The sequence below is a fragment of the Rhodopirellula sp. UBA1907 genome, from assembly GCF_002337565.1.
In the GTDB taxonomy this organism is placed as follows: domain Bacteria; phylum Planctomycetota; class Planctomycetia; order Pirellulales; family Pirellulaceae; genus Rhodopirellula; species Rhodopirellula europaea.
This window is the reverse complement of sequence record NZ_DDGH01000098.1, coordinates 46,002-68,484: the sequence shown is the minus strand read 5'-3', so window position 1 is coordinate 68,484 and position 22,483 is coordinate 46,002. Positions and strand designations below refer to the sequence as shown.

8 protein-coding genes are annotated in these 22,483 nt (G+C 54.9%); 1 reads left to right on the top strand and 7 read right to left on the bottom strand.

What is annotated here, in order from left to right; genetic code table 11:
• Positions 1-202: 202 nt before the first annotated feature.
• Entirely contained in the window at positions 203-12,967 is a 12,765-nt protein-coding gene (locus B2R17_RS23805) for a beta strand repeat-containing protein (RefSeq protein WP_286765976.1), read from the bottom strand.
• Positions 12,968-13,376: 409 nt separating this feature from the next.
• On the opposite strand from B2R17_RS23805, the gene B2R17_RS23800 reads away from it, so the two are divergent.
• Complete coding sequence (locus B2R17_RS23800) at positions 13,377-15,176, top strand: ShlB/FhaC/HecB family hemolysin secretion/activation protein (RefSeq protein WP_339886772.1); 1,800 nt, start codon at positions 13,377-13,379, stop codon at positions 15,174-15,176.
• Positions 15,177-15,196: 20 nt separating this feature from the next.
• On the opposite strand, the gene B2R17_RS23795 is transcribed toward B2R17_RS23800, so the two are convergent.
• The 6 genes from B2R17_RS23795 to B2R17_RS23770 form a co-directional block, all read right to left on the bottom strand.
• Positions 15,197-16,798 carry a hypothetical protein gene (locus tag B2R17_RS23795; RefSeq protein WP_286765974.1) on the bottom strand — a complete coding sequence of 534 codons (1,602 nt, stop codon included), beginning with the start codon at positions 16,796-16,798 and terminating at the stop codon, positions 15,197-15,199.
• 3 nt (positions 16,799-16,801) lie between these two features.
• A complete protein-coding gene (locus B2R17_RS23790; RefSeq protein WP_414707398.1) occupies positions 16,802-17,086 on the bottom strand; it encodes an ArsR/SmtB family transcription factor in 285 nt (94 codons plus the stop codon).
• 184 nt (positions 17,087-17,270) lie between these two features.
• Positions 17,271-18,656 (bottom strand): putative sensor domain DACNV-containing protein, encoded by a 1,386-nt coding sequence (locus B2R17_RS23785; RefSeq protein WP_286765972.1) that lies wholly within the window; start codon positions 18,654-18,656, stop codon positions 17,271-17,273.
• Between the two features lie 110 nt (positions 18,657-18,766).
• Entirely contained in the window at positions 18,767-20,056 is a 1,290-nt protein-coding gene (locus B2R17_RS23780) for a DUF1593 domain-containing protein (RefSeq protein WP_286765971.1), read from the bottom strand.
• A complete protein-coding gene (locus B2R17_RS23775) occupies positions 20,053-21,444 on the bottom strand; it encodes a nucleoside hydrolase-like domain-containing protein (RefSeq protein ID WP_286765970.1) in 1,392 nt (463 codons plus the stop codon). The genes B2R17_RS23780 and B2R17_RS23775 overlap by 4 nt, the downstream gene beginning before the upstream one ends.
• A gap of 78 nt (positions 21,445-21,522) precedes the next feature.
• A complete protein-coding gene (locus B2R17_RS23770) occupies positions 21,523-22,440 on the bottom strand; it encodes a ThuA domain-containing protein (RefSeq protein ID WP_286765969.1) in 918 nt (305 codons plus the stop codon).
• Positions 22,441-22,483: the final 43 nt, after the last annotated feature.

Genomic DNA, 22,483 nt, shown 5'->3' with positions numbered 1-22,483 from the left:
CAATCTACCGATTTCGCTTCCCTGTGAAAGTGAAGACGCGCTGTCGAACGAGAAAGAATTCGATTGACGACCATCTTCACGAAGAGACCGCAAAAAACTTGCGAAGGATCCATGAAGCAGGCCCCCCATCGCGAATCCGACACACGCACATCATGCCAGGTACGCATGTCTTACCCCAAACCACAATCGTTTTCGTTGGACCTCAATTCTCTTGGGACCCAACCAAATCGATCGGTTTGTCGCGCCCCTGGTGAACGTAGATCTCTTCACCCGACTGAGTGATTTCTTTGATCGTCAGCGGTTTACCAAGTTCGCCGGGAACCTCAGCGTCTACAAAAATGCGGTTCACGAATTCACGTATGCCGATCCACACTCGGCCAAGCGTGCCTTTTGTCGTTTGCTCAGCAGTCTCGTCGATGTAACGAGTATTCGTGTCACGAACATTCTGGCTCAATGATTCGCGAAGCACGTTGCTCTGGCTAAACGATCGATACTGTCCAAAATCAACCTGTCCATCGATGTCGTTGACTTCGATGCTACGGCCGTCGACATTCACGAGGCTCCTAAATTGATTGTTCGCATTGTTGAGTCGAATGTCGGCTGGTGACGCGGCACTCCGAGCCGTGAATGAGGCTTCGCCCACTGATTCAATCGTGGACGTCGCATCCTGTACGATTGCACCGCGGTTGGTCACCACCTCCAGAAGCCCGTTCACGAAGATTTGCCCGAGCGTCAAATCACCGGCGTTGTCCTTGAGCTGAACGTCACGTCCGTTTGCATGAACCATTCCTTGAAAGTCGTTGTATCCAGCGTCCAGCAGAATGTCGGCTGCACTACCAGCGGCTTCCGCCGAAAGGTCTGTTAGCCCTCCAACGGCAATTGAATTGTTTGCTACCTGTGTGATAGCTCCACCTTTCGATTCGGCGACCAGATCACCGATCGTTTGAATCTCGGCAAGTTCCAATCCACCGACATCGTCGCGTAGAGTAGCGTGCTGGGCACTCACGCTAACTCCGCCTTGGAAATCATTGCCCGCATTATCAATCGTCAACGAACCGTTGGCTTCGAATGAGGTTGCCCCGCCCGCAACGATCGTGGTCCCCAGAGCCTGATTGATGTTCCCATTGCCGGCAACAATATCCAGGCCGTCCGTCGAGACGATGTCCCCGACCTGGACATCGCCGGTGTTTGCATTCAGTTCCACATGGTTTGCACTCAGATCCTGAACGTTCAGAGGTCCGGTTGTTTGTGTGATCTCGATGTTTTCCATCGCATCGATCACACCGCCCAACGCCTGTGTGAAGCTTTGCAAAACAGACAATGTGCCGCCCAGCTCCAGCGAACCGCCTTGCTGATTCAACACGTCAACCCCAAAATCACCATCGAATTGCAATGTCCCGCCGGTTTGATCGAGCTGATCCAAGTTGGCGTCATTCTGTATGTGCAAGGTCCCCGACTCAACGAGCAGGTTGTCACCGGTGATGGAATCGATCTGGATTGGCCCCGCGACTGAATTGTCGATCGAAGGAGTCACTCCGGATGGAAGGATCACATTGGCAACGTTTGCCAAGTCAGGAATTGCCCCACCGGACCAGTTGTTCGGGTCACTCCAGTCACCGGTCGAACCGCCTATCCATTGAACGCTATCGAGTCGTTCGATCGACGCTCCGGAATTTGCACCATAGCCAATGCTGTAGTTCGCTCCTCCGTTGCCGTCCAAGATTGTCGCATTGGATGGAGTCAGAGTTTTGCCCGTTCCGACATTCTTGTCGTCAAACGTCAGCGTGATCGCATCAACGAAGTCGCCGTCCACACCAAGTTGCGTAGACAACGCCGACAAATGTTCTTGAGTAGGAACGAGCGACGTGTTTCCATCGTAAGTCTTCGTTCCGGCCGGTGCTGTCAACACAACATTCTTCGCCGTGATAGATCCGTCATTTCCCGACAGCGAGCTTCCGCTGGTTAGGAAATAGTTGCCCGCGTCGTCTCCCGACAACGTCAACCCATCGATCGTGTAGGACAGGCCGGTTCCTGCATTTTTTGTCAGATATTCCCCGACACCGCTCAGTGAGAGGGAGTCGCCGGCGACACCACCAGTCAAACTCATACCACTCAGGTCAAACGCAACCGTTCCATCATAAATCTTCGCCGCGTTCGAGAGCGTAGCACCAACCGGGGCCGCCGAAACAGAATGGTTTCCCAAGACGCTGATTTGGTTAGAGAAATTGGCACTGGTTTCACTGACACCTAGTGCGATCAGGTCGTAGCTTCCAACCGCCAGCGTTCCGCCGCCGCCATACGCCGCCGCCTCAGCAGCGATTGTCAATTCGGCGGTACCGCCCACGCCGTCGTCGAATGTGTAGGTGTCGCCGTTTTGGACAGGAGCAGCCAAATCATGGACGACGTTTCCGCTGTCCATGTATTGAGCGGATAGAAAGCTGAAACCGTTGGCTTCACCGTAGGTTGACTCACTGTTGCCAAATCGGACGAGCAATTCTTCCGCTGGAACGATCTTGAAATCACCGGCCTCGTAGGCGATGTCGTAGTTGCCAGACAGGTAGCCGCTTGGAGTCAGCACACCTGAATAGTCACCCGCGGATTCGTCCACACCAACGCCGTTGCGAGAGATTGCCAGGGATCCGCCCAAGTCCGATGCCGTTTCACCCCCGACAAACCCAGTGATGTTCACGCCAGCGAAGGTAGCCGAATCGGCCATGCCGACGAACTTGGCGTCGTGATTTGCAGTGACAGTCAGCGGTGCAGCGAAGATGCTGCCGGTCAGCCCAACAGGTGACTGCAGTTCGTAGTTGTTTGAATCAACACCTTGCAAATGAAGGCCGCTGACAGTGATCGCAATATCGGCCCCTGCATTCTTGGAGGCGTAGTTTCCAATCGCGGTTCCATTGAGTGTTACATCATCGCCTGCCAACGTTGCGACGGCCGCGGAACCATTGAGTGTCGCTAGTGTCGTGGCGTCGTACGTTTTGTCTGATCCAGTTAGCCCCGTCAGCTGAACGGACAATGGAGTGATATTGGCAGTCGCACTGGATTGATCGGTGATCAGGTAGTTGCCAACATCCGTGCCTCCGTAAATCGTGTCGGTCAACAGAACGGACTTTCCGGTGCCAACGTGTTTATTGACAAAGTTGCCAACCGTTCCGCTCGCGGTCAGATTGTCGCCTGCGATCATGCCATCAAACGAGAGGCCGCTGGTGTCGACAGCAGTACCCGTCTCGCTGTCGTAAATTTTGTTGGCGGCGGTGATCCCGGAAACACTGATCGCCAGTGGTGTGATGCTGGCTGTCGTGGACGCCTGGTCAACAAAGCTGTAGTTGCCAACGTCAACTCCACCATAGTTGACTCCCGAGATGGCGACCTGCTTGGCTGTTCCTGCATTTTTGTCGGCGAAGGATCCTACTGCCGAAGCAACGCTGAGGTCGTCACCGCTGACCATTCCAGCAAACGCAGCCCCCGAAACATCCAGAACCGCCGATGTGGACCCATCGTAGACCATGTCGGCTGCGGCAATTCCGCTGACAGTCAATGCTTTCTGACTGATCGACGCTAGTGCGGACGCTTGATCTGTGATTGCATAGTTTCCGACATCAACTCCGTTGTAGCTGCTGCCGGTCAAGTTCACTGTCTTGTTTGCGGCGGCATTCTTGTCGGTGAACGTGCCAGTGACCGAGGCAATGCTCAGATCATCCCCGCCCAACAAACCGGTGAAGCTGATCCCGGAGGTATCCAGCGTCGCGTTCGTTGTACCGTCATAGACTTTGTCGCCGGCGGTGATTCCACTGATCGTCAACGCTTTCGCGGTGATGTCTGCGGTCGAGGCTACTTGATCTGTAATGGCGTAGTTACCTACGTCCGAACCTCCGTAAGTCGTTCCCGAGAGTGCGACGGACTTCGCTGTTCCAATATTCTTGTCAGCAAACACACCAACCGTCCCCGATCCGGTGAGATCATCGCCACCGACCAGACCATTGAATGTCAAACCGCTCAGGTCGACGGTCCCGACTGTTGTTCCGTCGTAGACCTTGTCACCGACCGTGATGCCACTAACCGTGATCGCCTTGGCGGTGATGTTAGCAACCGCGTTGGACTGGCCCGTGATCGCATAGTTGCCTGCGTCCGCACCACCGTAGGTTGTTCCCGACAACGTGACGGTCTTGTCTACGCCAACATTCTTGTCTGAGAAAATCCCGGCCGTTCCCGACGCGTTGATGCTATCTCCCGACACGAGTCCTGCGAAGCTGATGCCACTCAAATCGACCGATGCAGACGTGGTTCCATCGTAGACTTTCTCAGCCGCGGCAATGCCGCTGACAGTCAGTGCCCTCTGGACAATCGTCGCAAGCGTCGTCGTCTGATCCGTGATCGAATAGTTCCCAACGTCATCGCCGCTGTAACTACTGCCGGACAACGTCACAATTTTGTCTGCCGCGGCGTGCTTGTCGGCGAACGTACCAGTGACTGATTCGATGCTCAGTTCGTCTCCACTCACCAAGCCAGAGAAACTGACTCCCGACGTATCCAAAGTCGCACTTGTCGTTCCGTCGTAAACTCTATCCGCCGCCGCGATTCCACTGACCGTCAATGCCTTCGTCGTGATGTCACCAGTGGAGGCGGTTTGATCGGTGATTGAATAATTCGCGAGGTCAGTGCCACCATATGTCGTGCCCGAGAGAACAACGGACTTGGCAGTGCCGACATTTTTGTCGGCGAACGTGCCAACCGTCGCTGATCCCGACAGATCATCACCACTAACAAGGCCGTTGAACGTCAGCGCGCTCAAGTCGACTGATGCACTCGTCGTACCATCGTAAACTTTCGCGTCGACAGCGATTCCGCTGACCGAAATTGACTTGGTCGCGATATCAGCCACGGCATTCGCCTGATCCGTGATCGAGTAGTTGCCAACGTCTGCACCACCGTAGGTCGTCCCCGTCAAAGAGACGGACTTGTTCGCACCAGCGTTCTTATCCGCGAAAGTCCCGGTGGTGCCCGAGGCGTTGATTACGTCGCCAGAGATCAAACCAGCAAAGCTGATTCCGCTGAGGTCGATCACGGCCGAAGTGGTTCCATCATAGACCTTGTCGCCAGCGCTGATCCCACTGACGCTCAAGCTTCGCGCCGAGATATCTGCTGAGGACGTAAGTTGATCAGAGATGATGTAGTTTCCAACGTCAGCACCGCCATAGAGCGCATCGCTAAATGTTACGGCCTTACCTGTGCCAACGTTTTTGTCGTCAAACGTTCCCGTGATGCTCGTCACCGAAAGCTCATCGCCCGCGACCATTCCATTAAAGACAGCTCCTACCAACGGTGTGGTTGCGACAGTCGTCCCATCGTAAACTTTGTCAGCGGTCGCGAGACCACTCACGCTGATTGCCTTCGCCGTGATGTCACCCGTCGTGCCGGCAGTGGAAACTCCGCCCAGCGAATAGTTCGCAGCGTCGCTTCCCGACAGAGTCAGTCCATTGACCGTGACTGTCTTGTCCGTCCCGACGTTTTTGTCGCTAAACGTTGCGCCGGTATTGTTGATCGAGACCAAATCGCCGAGTTCGATTCCGGTCAGCGTTCCGTTTGCAGTGAGAGTCGAACTTGTTGTGCCGTCGTAGACTTTCGTTGATGCAGCGAAACCGCTCGGAGTCACAACCTTTTGTGCCACTGCGACCGCATCAACATCATCAACAACGTTGTATCCCAAAGCGGCCAAGGAAGTGTCGGTTACATCATAGGTCCCCGCACGCAGCTTGCTGGCATTGGAAAAAACGGGAGCGACGATTGAAAAAGTCCCGATCACATCACCGTTGACCAATCCGGTAGCAGAACCGTTTGGCACGGGTGCGTTGTCTCCATAAGTGACTGATTCGTCATTGGCGACGATATTCGCGGTCGGTTGCTCGCGGTAGATCGCTTGCAAACCGGCGGTCAACGGCGTACTGAAGTTGGACGCACTTTCATCGCTGTTGTATCGGAATCCTCCGCTACCAGTCCCCACAATGTCTGTCACTCCGGTCGAGTCATCGATGCTCCCGGTCATCAACGTGGCGCGTCCACCGTCACCCGTCGTGATCGCGGGAGCATCAACGAGCACTACGTTTCCGCCTGTCGCAGTTCCCGCGTCCGCATTGCGACCTGCGTTCAATGTGACGGCCAACGCGGTCGCATCCGTCGTTGCGATGTCCTGGCTGACCGTCAAGTCTCCGGCCAACGTTTCAATCGCGACGATCCCAGACGCATCAATTCCGTCACCCCCAACAGTTCCAACTGCAACGATGTTGCTGTCAACGTACTGAACGTCACCGACTCCATTGGCGGCAATCGTCGCAACGTTGTTGGTCAGCTGATCCAGATCGAAATCGCCGCCACCGGATAGCTGAAGTTGATCCGAGACTAGCGAGCCGGAGATATTTTGAGTGACGCTGCCCGATCCGGTGAGATGAATCAGGTTTCCGTTGGAATTGATACCTGCATTCAGACTGAGATCACCACCGAACAATCGGAGGTCTCCTTCGATCGAAATGTCAGATCCAATGGTGATGTCAGCCGCGTTGCCAGCCTTGCCGATGGTCAGACCGGCCAACGTTCCACCAAATGTGGTCCCAGTTGTATCCAGAGCGGAGGCAAAACTCGTGTTGAGTGGCTCAAGGAACAAAGATCCGGTCCCGACATAGCCGGACGAAGAGAGACTGAGCTGATCAGTCCGCAATCGCAGAGAACCATCCACCGTCGTGGTACCGGTGTACGTGTTAACTCCGGACAGCACCAATTCGCCGCTGCCTTGCTTCACCAGATTTCCCGAGCCAGAAATCACTCCCGCGAATGAACCAGTTGAGTTGTCACCAAATGCGGTCAGCGTTCCAGCACCAAGCAAAATGTTTCCGGAACCAGCAAAGGAGGTCACGGTTTCATCGAAACCGGCAAGATTCCAGGTGGCGCCCGAATCAATGATCACGGCAACCGAGTTGTGAATCGCCTCGGCTTGGGTTTGCGAGACCGTTCCCTCTGTGATTTGCAATGCTCCCGTGAATGTGTTCGTTGCTCGAAGGGATAGCGTGCCGGCACCTTGCTTGGTGATTCCGCCATCACCCGCGATGACACTCTGCCAGATCGCTGATTGGTCTGCGTCCAAAGTCAACGAGTGACCAGCGGCAAGCGTCAATGATTGATTGCTGAGATATTCCAATTGCCCGGTGGCATTAACGCTGACATCGCCATCGACAACGCTCATCGAATGATCGGCGTCCCAACGAATTGCGTATTGATCAGCAGTGGTCGCTGCCGTTCCGGCCAGAGAGATCCCGCTGAAAGCTTGTAGGTCGGTATTGTTCGGCGACGCACCGCCATTGGCCAAGATGCCAAACCGGGATGTCGTTCCACCCGTGTCAGTCACACTTCCCGACAAGTCGATTTGATCTCCGAAAAGCTGGCTACCAAAAAGCAAAATCCCGCTGGCATTGTCTCCGCCGGCGTACGTGCTGGTTCCTCGCAACGTGATGTCACCAGCGGTTGCGTCGAGAGATCCAGAAACACGCGTATCAATCAACGCGTCGTGCAAAGAAACACCGGAATGGAATCGCCCCGAGTCGTCGACCAAAGCTTGACCGGATGCGAACCCGTTGGGCGACTCATCGCCATTCGTATCGAGGCCACCAGCGAACAAGACGTTGCCACCTTCGGTTGAAACCGTTGCTCCCGCTTGAATCTCAATGTGTCCAACACCGTCCGCGTTGCTGTCAGACCAATAGGTCACTTTTCCGCCCGCGGTTGTGACATCGACGTCGGCGGATTGAACCACTGAACCAGTGGTCCGCACGAGAAGATCGCCACCGTTCGTATTCACATCGTCTAGCAAGGTCGCGTTGCCACCGATCAAAGACACGTCACCATTGATGTTCAACTCGCCATCGAGCGTCAAGTCAGCCGTGTTTCCATCTTTGCCGACAAGCAACCCAGACAAATCGGTCGAAAGCGTCAGCGTGTCGAGCGGCAACGTCAATGGAGACGCGAAAGACGTGCTCAACGGTTCGATGGTCAGTTCACCGGAGGTATCAACCGCCGCCGTTCCGGGGAGCAACAACGTGTCGGCACGCAAAAGAATGTCACCCGATAGGTTCGCAGTCAGATCACTCGCGAGCGTCAGTGCCGTTCCTTCCAAGTGGATGTCACCATCGGCGGTCAACCCCGAACTCGAAACCGTCAAATCCAATTGGCTGGTCGCAATCAATCCGGAATCGTAGTTTTGCGTCCCCGTTGTGATCAACGAATCGCCGCTGACGGTCACGCCTGCACTGGTCACGTTGAGCGAAGCGAGTGCCTTCCCAGCTCCAACGCCGCCCATGGTCACCAGTCCCGTCGCACCGGCATCGATGGTGAGCGCGGCGGGCGCAGCGTTGGTTTCTCGAACGTAGCCAAGAACGTCATAGTCACCGGTTTGAGTCGCGGCAAAAGTGGTGCTGGAACTGAGGTCATTCCAAAGTCCCGAGTTGCCGTAGAATTGCCCGACTGATTCACCCGCAACCGACGGACCTCCGTTGGGCTCGCCAGAGCCAAAGTTTGCGAACGCTCCTGGTTCAGCGGCACCACCTCCAGCGTCAACTTCCGTCCAGAAGTGTTGGCCGGATTCGGGGCCGTCGGCCCATTTCCAATCCAGCGGCGTTGCGGTATCGCGGTACGCACCAATCCACGCACCCTGATATCCCGCTTCGATGCCAGCGATTGCGTTCTCCAATCGAGATGTAATCGTGACGAGGTAGCTTTCACCCAGCAGACTTCCGCCAGCGGTTCCATTCCTTGCGTCGGTGCGAGCCCAATCCCAGGAGCCAGCCCCATCGGGACCATCAACGAAGTCGTATTGGTTCCCCGAGTTCAGCAGCCCTGAAAAGTCGATGTCTCCACCATTCGAGTCAAAGGTGACTCCAGCAACGGACGCATTAGCGATGATCGTTTCACCTTGAACCGCGATTTCACCACCATCGGTTTCGAACGTCTGAGCCGCAGCATTCGTGATGTAGATATCGCCCCCGACTTGCACATCCACTCCATTCAGTTCCGCAACGTTTCCATTTCCGGTCGTGAAGTTCCCGCCTGCCGTGACGAGCGATTCTGCCCGAAAGATGTTGATACCATCACCGGAATCATCGGCGTCGGCCCACAACTGGACGTTTTGCGAACCTGCCGCCGTGTCGATGTTTCCATCCAAAACGATGTGACGGTCCGCTTTCAAAGTCATGTCGGTGTTTGCACTACCAACGCGAGTGATCAGGCCTGCCAAGTTGATGTCGTTTCCACCGGTGATCGTTAAATCACCACCCAGCGTGATTGCATCGTTGATGTTGACGTCAGCTGACGCATCCACCAACAAACTTCCAAGCGAACCAGCGGAACTCAGATCCAATGCCGCACCCGATTCGACCGTGATGTTACGACCGAACAACTCCAATCCACCGTCAATCGCCAGCGAATCGTATAGCCGTATGTCTTGCGACAAACCCGCCTTCCCAAGAGACAGTCCGCCGAGCAAGTTGAGGTTCGAAATCACCAACCAATCAATGTCCGCGTTGACACCAGTGAAAGTGTTTGCACTCACACTTCCATCAAAGTCCAGTTGCGAACCGATATTGGCCCATATGTCGTTTGGACAAATTCGCAAATGACCATACAAATCGACATTCAAAGTGCCTCCGTCGAAGTCGTCGCCTATGAGCGTGATGTCACCAGCACCTCCGTTCAACAAGCGGGTCCCGCTGATTCCGATTCCATCGATGCCTGTATCGAAACCCAATCCAGCCCATAACAGGATGTCTCCACCACCGCTGTTGATGTCGCCAAACAAGTCCAACGCATTGTGGTTAAATCCGCTCGCACCAACCGAGGCTCCGTCACCCACGGTCATTCCATTCCATTCTTGACTGCCCCCGTCGCTACCACTTCCGCCAGCCCAGAAGTGTCCACCACCAGTCGTGATGTTTCCCAGAATGGACGTTCCGCCGGATCCGGTGTTGTGATAGTCCGACCAAAGAATCGTATCCAACAGCGCGCCTCCGCTGCTGGTAATGTTTCCAACGACTTGAACGCGACCATCGGCCTGCGCGGTCAGGATCGAACGCTCACCACCGGTTTTATAGATTTCACCCAACAACTGAATGGAAGCGTTGGTCGCAAGATTGGATTTAAAGAGCAAATCGCCAGTTGAAGTACTGGTCAGATCGTCGCTGAGAGTCAACTCACCACCCAAGGCGGAAAAGCCACCAGCAAGCGTAAGAGGGTCATTGAATGTCAGGTTCGCGGTGTTGTTGATCTTGCCAAACACCATCGATCCGAAGGTTGCACCGAAGTTCCAGTCGTCGTCAAACACCATTGCCTTGGTGAAAGAAGAACCCACCGATTCAATCGTCAGTCCACCAAGACCTTGGATTGAGATCGAACCGCTACCCGCGTTGGTGAAGTGCTGCGAAATCGAGTTGGCTTGGATCAGAATGTCGCCGCTGAACGGGTTGATTCCGTCGTATCCGATCGTAATATCACCCGCCACGTTGTCCGCTGCGAAGCGAATTGCATTCTCATCGGCGGCGGCTTCTTGCGAGTTGACGCCACGAAGAGTGATATCGCCGGTTTGCGATGTGACCAACAACGCTCCAGAAGAACCAGGTTGCAAATGCAATCCAGAAGTGTCACTTGTCGCGCCGTCACGGAAGTTCGCAGTACCGTCCAACGTGATGTTTCCACCAACCGTCGCAATGTTGATCTCGTCGGATCCGTTGCTCGTCACCAGGGCCAAACCATGTCGCCACCCAGAACCGGAGTTGTCGGCACCAATACCAATGATATTGATGTCGCCGTCTCCAGTTGTGATGCTGACATCACCACTGGCCGTCAACACGCTGTCGATTTCTCGCCCAATCCAAACACCGGATCCGTTGACAAACTCGCTCGTATTCGCCAACTCACCAGTGATCGATATATCTCCGGTAGAACTGGTCAGCGACGAACCGCCCGCCAAGTGAACTCCCACCGCGTTGTCGACGTTGAGCCCAAGCTGATCTTCAACCAAACCATCCAACGTGATGGAGCCGGAGCCGGTTGAAATGCTGGTGTCATTCAATTCGATCCCAAACACTTCGTCGAAGATTGACAAGGATCCTGACGAACCAGCGCGAATGAGAACGTTCCCGCCATCGGTATCGATGTCGGTGTTGAGGATCTCAGCTCCGTTTAGCAACCCCAACAGATCTCCAGCCATCGCTCGCCCAGATCCGATTGCGATGTCAGGCTCTCCGTCCGATGGTGTCCACGTCGTGGCTGCTCCACCGGTGATTGCCAAGCCGCCACCGTTTGTGTGGATTGTTGTTCCGACAAGACCGCTACCGATTCGAACGGTTCCGGTGCCCGAATTGTCTTGGTCCGCCCAAAGCACAACGTTCAGTTTGTTCGCATTCGAATTTTGCGTGGCATCAATGGTGACGCCCGCATCGAGAATGATGTTTTGGTGCGCCTTCAAGCTCAGCGTTGCATCGCCCGACATCGCGCCGGTGATCAGGTCACTGGTCAGCGTGATGTCGCCCAATTCCAGATCACTGCCCAAGCCGCCTAGTAACGGCAGATCGACGGTTGTATCCACCGTGACATTAGTTCCTGAGTCCAACGCCCCAACCAATGTGACCGAAGCGGCAAGGTCGATGATGAAGTTGTACGGATCAATCAGCCAATCGCCGCCCTCACCACTGGGAGCCCCCGCGTCGACTCGAACACCGGCCGTGTCGACTTGTGCCCCTGACGTTTCAATCTGCCCGCCATTGCCTGACAACTGACCCGCTCGAGCGATCAAGTTTCCAAACGCCCGGGTCACAGAATCCTTGTTGAAAACATCAGACCAAAGAACGATCGTTCCGCCGTCACCATCCTCGGTTGCCGATGCATCAATCGTTGCTCCCGTCTCCATCGCGACGGATGTCGCCTGCGTCATCGTTCCGGAACCCTGCCATTCACCGCCGACCAGAACGGTGCCGCCGCCATGTGATCCGATGGCATCAATTACAGAGTTCTCCTTCAACGTGATTCGATCCGCCTCCAGATGCACCTTGCCACCTTGGTTGCCACTTGCGAGTTGGCTTTCAATTGTCCCGTCGTGCAGAATCTCACCACCGGGATTGACCAAGTACACTTCCCCGCCAACCGAAGCTGCACCCGTGGCTCGAATGGTCCCCGTATTCTGAATCAATCCGGCCGCAGGGCTGATGCCGCTTGCAAGAGTGTCCATTGACGCTTGGACATAGGTGACTCCGTTGTCCAAGGTCACCGTTCCACCAGCCGAAAGCGTGATGTTGCCGCCATCCGATGTGATCATTCCATCATTCGCGATTTCGTTCGCAATCAGATGTGCTCCACCGGAACCAGTTTGAATGGAACCTTCGTTGACGATGGATGCATCGCTTCCGTCGTTGGTGAATACAAGCGGTCCACCATTCAAGAAGGATTCATTCGTCACGTCGAACGTTGACGCCGTGAATCCGTTGGTGTTCACCATTCCAGACGAATTGACCATGATGCCTGAAGGATTCACCAGCATCACATTGCCATTCGAATGAATCGCACCGGCAATGGTCGACGGCATGTCAGGTGTGGTTACTCGATTCAGAATCGCAGCGTTGGAATCGGGCAGATTGAAGTTGGCAACGTTGCCGGCACCGACATTGAATGAATCCCAATTCACGATGGTGCGAGAAGATGACGCTGTCACGTCCATCACACCGGCTGCTTGAGAGATCGCGGCCTGCCCTGCCACGATATCGGCACCGGTTGGCAGCGCAGGTGATTGAGCAACAGCGCTACCCGCACCTCCGGCAACCCATCCTAAGATTACAAGTCGAAGCGCATTTCGACGTGAACGTGCCGACAAACTGCGACGGCGCGCAGCATTCTTTCCATGAATCATTCGTGTGCCCCATTTTGATTTCATCGAAAAGTCAGTTGCTCTTTTGCGCCCAAGCAAGCTTCTCGATGACAGTGTTCTGCCCATCAGCTGGTTGCCGCTCGAACCTCTGCAGAGGGCACCAACCTAGGGAATCTTCGCCGATTTTTACCGCCCCTCTGTTTTCTATGACCTAAGGAACGCAGGAAAACCCTTCCCACGAGGCAATATGAACCGGCTGCATCGGTTGCACTGCCTCCTAACACATCTGTTCAGTCGGCAAATGGCCGCATAACCCGTTCAGCAATCACAAGACGACCTCAATGGAAGATGCGATTCGGTTTCGGAATCAGAAGATTGATTCGATCCTTCTGGTGAAAACGAAATCCCTAATCGAAGGGGAAGTGAGTCGTCGGCACACGGCTTACAAAACGGGGCTATACAAGGAAGTTGCGTTGTGGGGCAAACACAGCATTCCGTGTCGATCAATCGGCGCGCAGTCATTCGAGCAGTCTTCGCCGTTGGCATGGTGCTACTTTGTGGCGTTCCAGCATCTGCTCAAAACTACGATCGTTACGCACCGCGTGCAGCAACCGAAGCCGACAATCTGCTTCGGCAGATCCCGCCGGCCGATTTGCCAGAGCAAGATGAGCCAGATGTCAAAGGTGATGACCGCGTCCTAGTCCAATCCTGGGATTCGGTCCGGTTCGTCAACTCGGCCGACAAGATCATCAAGGACAAGTCCATCGATTCGCTCGAAGGCATTCACTACGACTTCGATGTCTGTCGATCGGTGTTGTACGGCGAGGGGACTCGCCAAATCGTTCAACGCTACCTAGGTGGTACGATCACGCTTCGCAAGCTGAACATGCTTGCCAAAGAACTCATCCTGCACTATCGAAAGTGCAAGTTCCCGATTGTTGATGTGCAAATCCCTGAGCAACGCATCACGGGCGGCACCGTCCATTTGGTAGTCATCGAATCCAGGGTTGGTGACATCAGGATCCAACCCGGGTGCTATTTCGATCGCGAGGAACTCTCCCGATGGATTAAATGCACACGCATTGGCGATCGGCTCTATGAGCCGCCCATTGAAAATGACTTGTTGTGGCTCAACCAAAATCCGTTTCGACGTGTCACGGTCGATTTCGACAAAGGGACTCAGCCTGGAACAACCGACGTCATTTTCGAAAGTCATGATGTTCGACCAATCCGCGGATACATCGGAGCGGATGACACAGGTGTGGAAACGTTGAACTACGGACGGCTCTTCGCTGGCTTCACCATGGGCAACATGTTCGGCAAAGGCGGCATCCTGGGCTACCAGTACACATCCGACCAAGAGTTCCGATACCTGCACGCTCACTCGTTGAGCTACTCTCACCCCATCATTCGCAGATGGTCCGCGAACACTTTCGGTAGCTTGGCAAATGTTTCGCCAAAGTTGGGCGGTGGCCTCAATCAAGACGGCCAGAGCTGGCAGTTGGGAGGCGGGATCACTCGGCACCTGATTCGAACTCGAAAAGACATTGCCAATCTTCAACTCGGGTTTGACTTCAAGAGCACGGACAACAACTTGGAATTCGCTGGTTCCACTGTCTCCGACTCAGCAGCTGACTTGTTCCAAATCAGCCTGAAATTCGATCGTGTCGTCCGGGGTGAACAACCCGAGGAGTACGCGGTTCTCAGACTGGAGAGCTTTTTTGGTCCCGGCGGAGGAATGTCCGGACCTCACTCCTCAGAAGCTTTCAACACGATCCGTCCGGGCACCTCACCCGACTACGCCTACGGGCGGTTGCGTTTGGAAGAATCACGTTTTGTGGGACGGAATTACCAACTACTCAGTCGATTCACCGGCCAGGTAGCCTCGGAGCGATTGCTGTTTAGCGAGATGCTTGGCATCGGCGGCTATGACTCGCTGCGTGGGTTTGATCAACGTGAGTTCAATGCCGATCATGGGTGGATCGCAAACTTCGAATTCGGTCCGCGTACGAAACGCTGGGGATGCGAACGACAACCACGAGTTTTGAGGATGTACGGATTCGCCGATCTGGCCAACGGCTACTTGGACGATCCAATCGCTGCTGAAAACGCTTACGAATTTGCAATGAGCACCGGCGTTGGAGCACGCTTCCAAATCAGCGACGTCCTGATCGCTCGAGGAGACTACGGCGTTGGATTGGTCGACCTTGACAGTTCAGGCCGCTCCAACCGATTCCATTTCGGTGTGACCTGGGTCCCCGGACCTCGTCCCTGATTGCAATCTCGACCGACGTTTCAGTCGGCTGATGCCGATGGCTCAGACGCTTGTGCGAAGGTCAATCCCGGCGGCGGACTCAGCATCTCGATGCGTTCATCAGACACATCAAGACGGTACATCAATTGATTGTAATTGTACCGGGGAACGGGAACCGTCGTTCCCGAGAATGTATTGACGAACGTTCCTTCAAAGAAAATTGTTCGTCCGCCATCCCGCATCAACTCGGGATGTTGCTTGGGATTGTAGAAATCCATGTTCTGTCCTGGTCTGGCATGAGTCGCCACCTTCCGGCAATCAACCCACGGGCCTTCGGGTGCATTCGCTGTCGCAAACCAGACCTCACCCAAGAAGCTATCACCGCCTTGCTCGCAGAAGAGCATCGTCCATCGCTTCAAGAAAGGATTCCAGGCAACCGACCCATTCGCCACACGAACCGGGTTGTTTGAGGCAACGTCTCGTAATGCAAACGGTGCTTCTTCCGGTTCGAGCAATCCTTCGCGAATCAGCGTATCGACCTGATTTTGCGAGATTGGTTGCTGTCCTTGTTTCCAACTGAATCGAATCCGCCCACCTTGATCACGATCGATCGAACCATCGGCGGCGTAGCAAGTCAAACCTTCGTATTCGCTCGGATTTGTCACCGAGTCAAAATCAGCGTGCACGCGAACGGTTGGTGGAGCGCCAATGTAAAAGTATTCCGTTCCATTCGCTGTCACTCGTATCGGATGATCTCGAGGGTACAGGGGTGACTCAGTGGGTAGCGGCAGACGACGGTGTTCGATGAAGACGTCTCCGGCATCGTCGTAGACCATCAATCCGGTCTGAGCGACTGAGAAATCCTTGCGAGCGGCCACGTAGCGGGCAACCAACCGCTCCCGTTGGTTGCCGTCACGCACGACCATCAAACCATCGACCCAAATCGGATGGTTGCCATCTTGTTCCACACGCGCCATTGGGCGAACGAATCCGCCAGGCTGACGCAGGAAATAAGTGAAAGGAATGCCAATGTTCGCATTCAATTCAAGCGGCAATGGCGACGTCGCACCCGTCATGCTGTAATTCCCCAAGGCAAACTTCACCTGGTTCGTGTCCTGCCAGAACCAACGCATTTTGCCGTTGTAGATCACGGTCTGAACCGAGTCAGATCCCGCCACTTGCCCGTTGACCAACGGAACGTCCAGGGGTGGCGTCTTGCCAAGCAACATAGTATCTCGGTAGATACCGACTCCGGTTTGTCGGTACAAACGCTCCGCGACATTTGTCCGTTGGAGTTCCACGACGGATTCGCTTCCGGGTGTGGTTGTTAGTGCGACGCCGGTTGTTCCGTACGGACCAACCGGACTTTCGTAGCCCCAACTGCTGACATCAAACCAAACCTGCTGGTCCATCAAACCAGGTTCACGATACGCGACATAACCGTTGCTATCGGTGAAATATTGAGCCTTGTCCGTCGTTCGCAGTTCGACCAACGGGATGCCGCGACCGGTTTCGCGATCCACGACGCGGATGGCGAAATACTCTTCCGGTTCCGCCTGAGCGTTCTCAATCGAGAACAGGCAAAAAAGCACACACGCCCCGGTGGCCATCATTGCGGCGAAATGGCGAGGCGACGTGAACATCGACTAAAGCTCGGTGACGAATGATTTGAGCTCCTGCAGACGGTCTTCGTTGATGCAGTAACACACCTTCGGGCCATCCACCTCGCCCTGGATCAATCCAGACTCTTTCAGGATCTTTAAATGCTGTGAAACGGTCGACTGTGCAAGCGGCAACTGATTCACAATCTCGCCGCACATACACGCTTCTCGACCGATCAGAAACCGAACGATCTGCACGCGAGCCGGATGAGCGATCGCCCACGCGAGCTTGGCGAAATCCTCCGCCGTGGGATCGCTTTTCAGCTTCACCGGAGTTGAATCGCAGGATTTCTTCTTCGTTGTCTTTGCCAAACCGTTGCCTCATTTTTCTTTATCGTTGATCTGCGATCAATGCTAGCTGAATCAGCCGCAGCGGTCAACGGTTTGGAGGTCACAAATTGAGTTCAAACCAAGCTTTCGCGAAAATCTCAACGGCCTTGGTGAAGACACTCGACTACGGCAAATATGGCCAGTAGGTGAGCTTTCCATTGTGGTGAGCGACGAATCGAACGTCGCCATCTTGCGAAACCACCACGGCAATCGACTGGTTCAGCCCGTTGACCAAACGGTAGGCCGAGCGATGTCGCGTACCAGCCGAATCGGCTCGTTCAGCAACGGTCTGGTGCCCCTCGATGTCAGTCGCTCGATGAATCGTTTGGACGGGCGTGTCGCCAAGAATCTCTCCGCCGAATCCGATCAATCGAAAGCTATGGTCGAGAATCAATGCTCCATCAACCGTCATCATGTCCGCCAGAAAGTGGCTGAAATCGATCAACTGATCGTCAAAGCGTCGCAGCTCCGCGTCACGGAATTGCTGGTAGTCGCTCCAAGTCAAAATGGCCAGCTGCCGCGTTTTCGCGACCTCCAAAGCTCTTGCCATCAATCGCACCATCATGCCGTGGTAGAGCAGCGTCGAATCATCGGACTGAAACTGAACGCGAAAACGCAACCATCGCTCGCACGTTCCATCTTCGTGCGCCCCGTTTGGCAGCACGACCATCAGTCCGCCGTGCCGTCGATTGCGGACCAATCGAAGTACGCGCCGAACAACACTTTGTGCCAAATCTCGTACAAAAGATTCGCAAACCTTGGTGGTGACAGAGTTGTTGACATGGTCCTCCGGAAGCCGACTGAGCATTGCCTCCCGTACGCTTGAGAATCGGCCCGAGATCCATGTCGATCGAAACGGATCAAATCCATCGATCAACAACTGGCCTTGGTTGGTCTCGAGAACTCGCATGTACCCCGAAGATGCAACCAAGTGCCCGGGCCGGATCGCTTGGACAACCAAATTGGGAGGCAGCGAAACACCGTCAAAACGACTGCCTTCAACTCGGTTGACCCATTCGGTTCCGGTCACCACCAAGCCCCAAATCACCAACGCGCCCGACTCATCTGTCGTGACGGCGAGCGCTGCACGATAGAAGTCCGCCGCAGCATACAACTTTCTCAAATTGTGCGGGCTTAGGATCGCTGGTTCCGCAAATGACAACACATGCGGCTGAGGTTCCTGGATCACCATGCCTCGCAATTGAGTGGGACTCGCGTAAATCACGCGACAACGAACCGGCGTGTCTTCCTCCCGCAACAAGCTTGCTTGATAGCAAACATCCAACAAAGAAACCATGGACGCTGTCGACGGAAGCAACTCCAACGGAAACCCAAGCGATTCCCATTGTTTCGCCAGCACCGCCGCCATTTCGGCGGGGTAAGAAGAGAACTGATCCATGCTTTTCGCGGTCCCCGACAAGACATTTTCAGCTGAATGGCATCCATGCTGCTGCGTGCCTTCGTTGACAATGTCTAGATCGACCGAGCTTCCACCGTCAACACGCAGCAAAAGACTGTATCAAACGGTATGGAAAAGTCGTGCCAGTTCCGGCAGGCAGTTTCGTTCGAGGGGGCACAAACGCAGCGATTTGTCACAAGCGATCGCCGGGGCGTCGACTTTCAAGGAAGACAGCGATTCAATCGCAACTCGAAATCGTGCAGGTAGTCTTCCCGCCAACGATTGACGGTTTTCGCACCGCGATGAGGCCCCTCCGAGGCCCCCATGGCTGGGTCGTCCGTCCACCAATTCGGTAAGTCCGCGGACGGTTGATTGGCGAGCTTTGTTGACGAGTTCACAACCGTGATTGATCCGCGTTGACCGTTCAGCACTGTTGAGTCGCTCTCGATTCGAAAGTCGTATCGCTTGGCGGCCTTGGGACAAAACCGAAATCGAACCGTCGAGTCCTCACCAAGGTGACCTTCCAAACGCTGGTTCTCGACCACCAAGACTGCCTTCGATGGACGATCGCTTGAATCGATCGCTAGCCCCAACTCCAAAACGCCAAAGATATCCATTCGACCTTCTTCGACTGGCATACGGTCAAGACGAAGCATCGGTCGTTCCCAGGCTCGGACAAAGCGTCCACCCCAACTGGGCTTGGATGGATCAGAAGGGTCTCCGTGCAACAACCAAGCGACCGTGGGTGTGTCACCCATTTTGATGTCGGCCATTTGACGCACAAAGAATTCACCGAGCTTTCCTCGGCCTTCGATTTTCGATGCGACGAAGCCTTTGTTGCTCCAGTCACCCGATTGATTCCCGCCGACAAACCAACCTCGGTACGTCGAGTTCGATTCGATCATCCACAATTGCGGATGGTTGGCAACGATGTACTGGTACGCGTCGGCCGACCACTTTTTATTGGGGCCACCAATCCAGTGCACACGCAACTTCGGCAAGATGCCGGGCGAGTCGTGCAGTGCCTGAGCCAGATCCTCCAAACCGCCCCATACCAACACATGCAGCGGACGCGAATCCTCGCGATTTGCACACTTGATGATCCAGCGAGACCCTTCGGTTGACTTGCGGAAACCCGCGTACGGAGCCCGCTCGATTTCACCTTGCTTGGTGATTCCGCGGAGTTGATCTGCCGTGGGATAGCCATCGGAATGCTTCTGCAGATTGCGATAGTCCGCTTCATAGCAATCGATCACTCGCAGGATATCGCTCTTTCGCCCATCACCAAAAGGCGAAGCAATGAGACCTTCGATGTCCAGCACATCCGCATACAACAACAAGTGCACCATCGACTGAAAGTCATCCGGGTCCGTCCCGCCGATATCGGTCGAAACGATGACTCGATGCCGCTCGCCGACGTCTGACACCAAAGCATCTTGCGCCGCTACAGGCCGACTAACACCGGCCAGGACACACAAAGCAAGCAGACATCTCACCAAGCGGTTGGTCATTTCACAACATCCACGATCACACGAGCGTAGCGGGTCAGCCGAGGTGAACCATGATCCGTGACCGCCACGATGAAATGCATGGTACCAGTGCCCGGCGGCATCACTGTTCGCGTCGGAACGGTGAACGAAGCTGTCTCGTTGTCAAATCCATTGATTACGACTGGACGAGCGTTCGTGCCACTCGAGCAAAGGAAGCTTCCTGCTTCTGGGTAGTAGAACCATTCATAAGACAGAAGATCACCATCCGGATCGCTGGATCCATTCGCACTCAATTCAACGACGTCGCCCTTCTTCGCGGTCAGACGATTCGCGTGCGCCAAATTCACGACCGGAGGATGATTTGCATCTTCCACGGATTTGATCGTCCAGTCCATTCGTGCGGAGAAATCGTTTTGGTAAGCCTCTCGCCATCTCCAGATCGTTTCGTGGTTGCCGCGATGCCAACGGCCGTCTATTCCCAACACTTCGTCCTCGGCGTTGGACCAGAACGGACGAGTCTCGGCCTGCAAAAACCACTTCTGCATTCGCGGTGTGTACAACTCGTAGCGTCCGCCCCATCCACCCCAATCCGGGTGTTCAGATTCGTTCAAACCATTGTCGATTAGATTCAAAAAGGACGGCGTGTCACCCTCCATCAAGTATTCCCAATGCGGGTACTCCTCGCCGAGTGGCCCTTTGCGACGAATGTTCTTGTCGAGCCATTCGTTGGTCACCAACGAGAAATCCGCTCCGTCGCAACGGGCATGAAAATAGTCACCGCTGATCCCACTCCAAGTTGCATGCTGATAGGCGCCGCCCGGATAGAACCCTGGGCTGGCGACATAAAACAGATCCGGGAACTGCTCGCGGATCCATGGGCCGCTGTCGTCCTGGTCCGAGATTGTATAAACGCGAATTTTCTGGATGAACGCTTTCAGTTCATCGGCGGTGCGGGTCTCTCGAACTTTCCACAATGCCTGAGCCAGCACGCTTGGCCCGCCCCAGGCCGTCACCCAAATTGGACGAGAGTCCTCGCGATCGACGGCCTGAATCAAGTCGTCGGATGCTTCGGAATCCTTGCCCGCACCAACGCCTTGCATGCCATAAACAGCAAGACCTTCCGTCACGCGGTCAAGAAGTTCGTCCGCAGTCGGAAACCCCGGTTCGTGCTTTTCCAAGTTGTCACGAACTTCACCGTAAGCCTTGACGATTCGGCGAATCCGATCCGGTGCCGTCCGCCGTTGCTGGTGTACCGAAGTCGTCGCGGCCAGCCCCTCGATGTCGATCTGGTTGGCGTAGGTCAGCAATCGAACCAACGACATCGCATCGTCGGGCTCATTTTCGATGTCGGTCAAAACATACAGACGAGGCTTGTCTGCGTTTGCAACGCCAGCGATCGCGAGGGTCACGCAAAGAACAAGGAAAGAAAGTTGACGGTTTAATCTCGGCACGGGAACGTACTTTCAAATTTGGGGATGGGTGATGAACTATTGACGAAGCGAGGTGTGATCTGCGGTTGGAAAATCCTCTGGAACCTTTTGGGTCACTGTTCCGGTGGCTGCCCACTCCGTGCCACGCTGGAGAGTTGTGATGAACCCGACACACTGCAGCGAGTCGACCGGTTCCTTTTGATTGGGACCGACGTGCGCAAGCGTGGTGTGAAAGACACGGCCCTTTCCGTACTGGATCGTCATCAAGATAGGCTCGTTCTCGCCGGTGCCGTTGCGCATCGACGTAACTGCCGACGCGGTCGCCAGCACAGTCAAATCATTCGCGGGTCCGCGAAGTTGCGAATACAGCTCGTCGTTTGCATGCATCCACATCGATGGCAACCCCTTCATGATCGGATGATCCGGTGCACGGGAGACGACCGGAAAGTCATGACGCGACGGGTGCACGGCGGTACCTGAAGACATGTCCAAGACAGTCTTTCCGTCCCGCCAACGAACCTTCGGCCCCCACTCTTCCGTGCGTCCCCCCCAGCCGCCCAGCCCGGTCATTTCAAGGAAGGCTTGCCACTGCGGGAATGCGTTATTGGTTGCGTGAACGACGACCAAGCCACCTCCCTGTTTCATATACTCATCAAACGACTTCTTCGTGGCATCGGGCCAATCGTCGCCTTCGTAATCCAGCAACACCGCGTCGTAGTCGCTCCACACCGGATCAAACCCTGACATGTCTTCGCCTGATGCGGGGGTCGTCAGCGTTTTCACTTCAAACAACCCAGCGTCCTTGAGAATTCGTTCGAATGCCGTGCTTTGGACTTGCCAGTTGTGGTACTTGGACGATTGGCCCGTGATCAACAACACGTCAATCTTTTCTTGTCCAACCGCCGACCTCCCCGACAGCAACGTCACCAACATGCACGAAAGAGTGACGAAACGAAAACGGAATGCTCTGTTCATGATGCGATGACCTGTAGTTGAAAAGGATAGGGAAGAACTGAGA

Excerpts from the sequence above, each read along its gene's own strand:
- B2R17_RS23805 (WP_286765976.1), bottom strand. The coding sequence starts at position 12,967 with ATGAAATCAAAATGGGGCACACGAATGATTCATGGAAAGAATGCTGCG.
- B2R17_RS23795 (WP_286765974.1), bottom strand. The coding sequence starts at position 16,798 with ATGTTCACGTCGCCTCGCCATTTCGCCGCAATGATGGCCACCGGGGCG.
- B2R17_RS23780 (WP_286765971.1), bottom strand. The coding sequence starts at position 20,056 with ATGACCAACCGCTTGGTGAGATGTCTGCTTGCTTTGTGTGTCCTGGCC.
- B2R17_RS23770 (WP_286765969.1), bottom strand. The coding sequence starts at position 22,440 with ATGAACAGAGCATTCCGTTTTCGTTTCGTCACTCTTTCGTGCATGTTG.